The organism is Nocardiopsis sp. TRM 82005, assembly GCF_056312425.1.
Genome location: NZ_JBWDTQ010000058.1, coordinates 1 through 3,709, shown reverse-complemented (window position 1 = coordinate 3,709; position 3,709 = coordinate 1). Strand labels below are relative to the sequence as shown.

Below are 3,709 nucleotides of genomic sequence, written 5' to 3'. Positions count from 1 at the left end.
CCGTCTTCGACGAACGCGCAGTAGTACTCACCGGACCCGACCACGGACTACAAGCCCTCCACGCCCTCGAACAAGGCGAAGACGGAACGAAGGACCTGGTCACTGGGACGGCCGTCGAAGGCGGCGTTGCCTTCCTCTTCAGTGGTCAGGGGAGCCAGCGTGTGGGCATGGGACGTGGGCTGTACGAGGCTCACCCCGTCTTTGCCGACGCCTTCGACGCGGTCTGCGCCGAATTCGACCGTCACCTGTCCAGGCCGCTACGCGAGGTCGTGTTCGCCGAATCCGGTGACGGAGCCGCCGAACTGCTCGACCGGACCGAGTTCACCCAGCCCGCCCTCTTCGCCATCGAGGTGGCGCTCTTCCATCTGTTCAGATACAGGGGTGTGCGCCCGGACTACCTCGTCGGCCACTCCATCGGTGAACTAGCCGCCGCACATGTGGCAGGCGTGCTCTCCCTGCCGGACGCCGCTCGGCTGGTGGCCGCACGTGGCCGGCTGATGCAGGCCCTGCCCGCCGGTGGGGCCATGATCGCGGTCCAGGCCACTGAGGAGGAACTGGCACCGCTAGTCGCGGAGCGCCCGGATCAGGTGAGTATCGCGGCTGTCAACGGCCCCTCCGCCATCGTCCTGTCGGGAGACGAGGCCGCGGTCACCGAAATGGCGGCGCGCTTGGGGGAGCAGGGGCGCAAGACCAAACGGCTCCAGGTCTCGCATGCCTTCCACTCAGCGCATATGGACGCCATGCTGGACGAGTTCCGTTCGGTGGCCGAAACACTCACCTACAACGAACCCCGTGTCCCCGTCGTATCCAACGTGACAGGGGAAAGGGCCGAACCTGGAGCGCTTCGCTCCGCGGAGTACTGGGTCAGGCACGTACGTGAGGCCGTCCGGTTCTCGGCGGGGATCCGGTGGTTGGAGGAGCAGGGCGTTCGCACCCACCTCGAACTCGGTCCCCACGCCGTGCTGTCCGCGATGGGACCGGACAACCTCACCGACGATGCCGGCGACGTGGAGTTCGTACCGGCGCTCCGAGACGGTCATTGCGAGACCCGGACCGTGGAGTCGGCGCTGGCCCGCTTGTACACGCGCGGTGTCGGCGTCGACTGGGCCGTTGTCTTCGAGAACCGCGGCGCGAAACGCGTCGACCTGCCGACCTACTCCTTCCAGAGACAGCGCTACTGGTTGGAGTCGGACACCCCCGCTTCGCAGACGGAACTGGCCTCGGACAGCCCACAAACCGCACGTTTTTGGGCCGCAGTGGAGCGAGGCGACTCGGTGGAGCTCGCCCGCACGCTTGACCTGGACGACGAGGACGACGTCAACACGGTCGAAGCGGCCCTTCCGCATCTGTCCAGTTGGCACCGGCGCCAGCGTGAGCTGTCCACGGTGGACGACTGGCGGTACCGCATCACATGGCGACGTCTGGGCAGGATCCCGTCCGACCGCCCCTCCGGCCGATGGCTCTTCCTGGCCCCCGAGGATTCGGGCTCCGACGGTGACATCAGCAGAATGGCCGCGACTCTGGAGGACAACGGAACCGAGCTCGTACGGGTCTCCCTCGGAAGTGACTTCCCAGACCGCTCCGTTCTGGCCGCGACACTGCGCGAAATGGTCGAGGGTGGGACAGAGTTCTCCGGTGTCCTCAACCTGTTGGCCCTGGACGACCGTGCACATCCGGGGTTCGCTGAGCTGAGCACGGGGTTGGCCGGACTGGCCGAACTCGTACCGGCGCTGGTGGACGCCGAGATCGACGCCCCGCTGTGGTCTCTCACCAGGGGGGCCGCGTCCGTCGAGCACACGGATGCCGTGGAGCATCCGCGGCAAGCGGCTGTCTGGGGCCTGGGAAGGGTCGCCGCGCTGGAACACCCGCGGGGGTGGGGCGGCCTCATCGACCTTCCCCCGACCCTGGATTCGAGAGCGCTGAGCCGTCTGGCGGCGGTTTTGGCTGACTCGGGCGAAGACGACCAGCTCGCCGTTCGTCCCTCCGGAGTCTTTGCGCGCAGGCTCGTGCGCGCCCACACCGAACGCACGCCTTCGACATGGCAGCCTCGCGGAACCGTGCTCGTCACCGGCGGCACTGGCGGAGTGGGGGTCCAAGTAGCGCGCGGCCTGGCTCGCGCCGGAGCCGACCACCTCCTTCTGGCGAGCCGACGCGGAACGGAGGCTGAGGATGATCTGCGCGCGGAACTCGCGGAATGGGGCACCGAGCTCACCGTGGCCAGGACCGACGTGGCCGATCGCGAGTCCCTGGCTGAGCTGCTCGCGGGAGTCCCCGAGGAGTGGCCGCTGACCGCAGTGGTACATGCCGCGGGCACGGCCTCCTACGCCTCGATCGAGGACAGCGGTCTCGATGAGTATGCGCGTGCCTTCTCTGGCAAGGTCACGGGCGCGGTCAACCTCGACGAGCTGTTGAAGGATCGTGAACTCGACGCCTTCGTACTCATGTCCTCGAACGCAGGAGTGTGGGGCGGGGCCGGACAGGGTGCCTACGCCGCCGCCAACGCCTTCCTCGACGCGCTCGCACAGCACCGGAGGGCGAGAGGACGTACGGCGACCGCTATCGCCTGGGGGTCGTGGGACGGCCCGGGCATGGGGGCCGTCGACGGCGCGGCACAGAGGCTGCGCAGGATCGGCCTGCCGCCGATGGACCCGGACATCGCGGTCGCCGAACTGCTTCGCGCTGTGGCCCGTGACGAGACCGTACTGTCCGTCGCGGACGTTGACTGGGAGCTTTTCGCCCCGAATTTCACGTCCGCACGGCCGAGCCCGCTCCTGAGTGAGCTGGTCCAGGTCCAGGAGGGCGCACCGGAGGGGGGAGAGGAGCACCTCACCGGTATGGCCGCGAAGCTGGCGGGCTTGTCCGCGCGGGAACGCCACCGGTTCGTACTGGACATCGTGCTCTCCGAGTCGTCGACTGTTCTCGGCTTCGGCTCGTCCGAGGACATGGCGCCCGAACGGGCGTTCAAGGAAGTCGGATTCGACTCCATGACCGCCGTCGAGCTGCGCAACCGGCTCGCAACGAAGACAGGGAGCCGACTTCCGGCGACACTCGTCTTCGACCACCCCACGCCCAGCGCACTGGCCGCACACCTGTGCTCCCAGTTGGCTGTTGAGGACTCCGCGCCAGTCGGCACCGAGGACGGCGTCGTGACGGTGGCGGACGACGACCCGATCGCCATCGTCGCTATGAGCGGACGCTTCCCCGGTGGTGTGGGGTCTCCACAGGAACTGTGGGACCTCGTCGCCGAGGGCCGCGACGCGGTCAGCGACTTCCCCACCGACCGCGGTTGGGACATCGAGAATATCTACGACCCCGAGCCCGGGGTCCCGGGCCGGACCTACTCGCGGATGGGTGGCTTTCTCCAGGACGCGACGGAGTTCGACGCGGAGTTCTTCGGGATCTCTCCGCGTGAGGCGCTGGCGATGGACCCGCAGCAGCGTGTCTTCCTTGAGGTGGCGTGGGAGGCGTTCGAGCGGGCCGGAATCGATGTGGCCACATTGCGTGGCAGCCGTACCGGTGTGTTCGCCGGGGCGTTCCACACCGGCTACGCGAACGGAACGGACCTGGAGAAGGAAGGAGTGGCGGGATACGTCGCGACCGGGAATCAGCCGAGTGTCCTTTCCGGCCGAGTGTCCTACACGTTCGGTTTCGAGGGCCCGGCCGTCACCATAGACACCGCGTGCTCCTCCTCCCTGGTCGCACTACACCA

1 protein-coding gene is annotated in these 3,709 nt (G+C 67.9%); it reads left to right on the top strand.

The genetic code is table 11. The features are described 5' to 3' along the window. Positions 1-167: 167 nt before the first annotated feature. The coding region (locus tag AC0T5L_RS27015) for an SDR family NAD(P)-dependent oxidoreductase (protein WP_476168315.1) at positions 168-3,709 on the top strand (3,542 nt) is incomplete at its 3' end.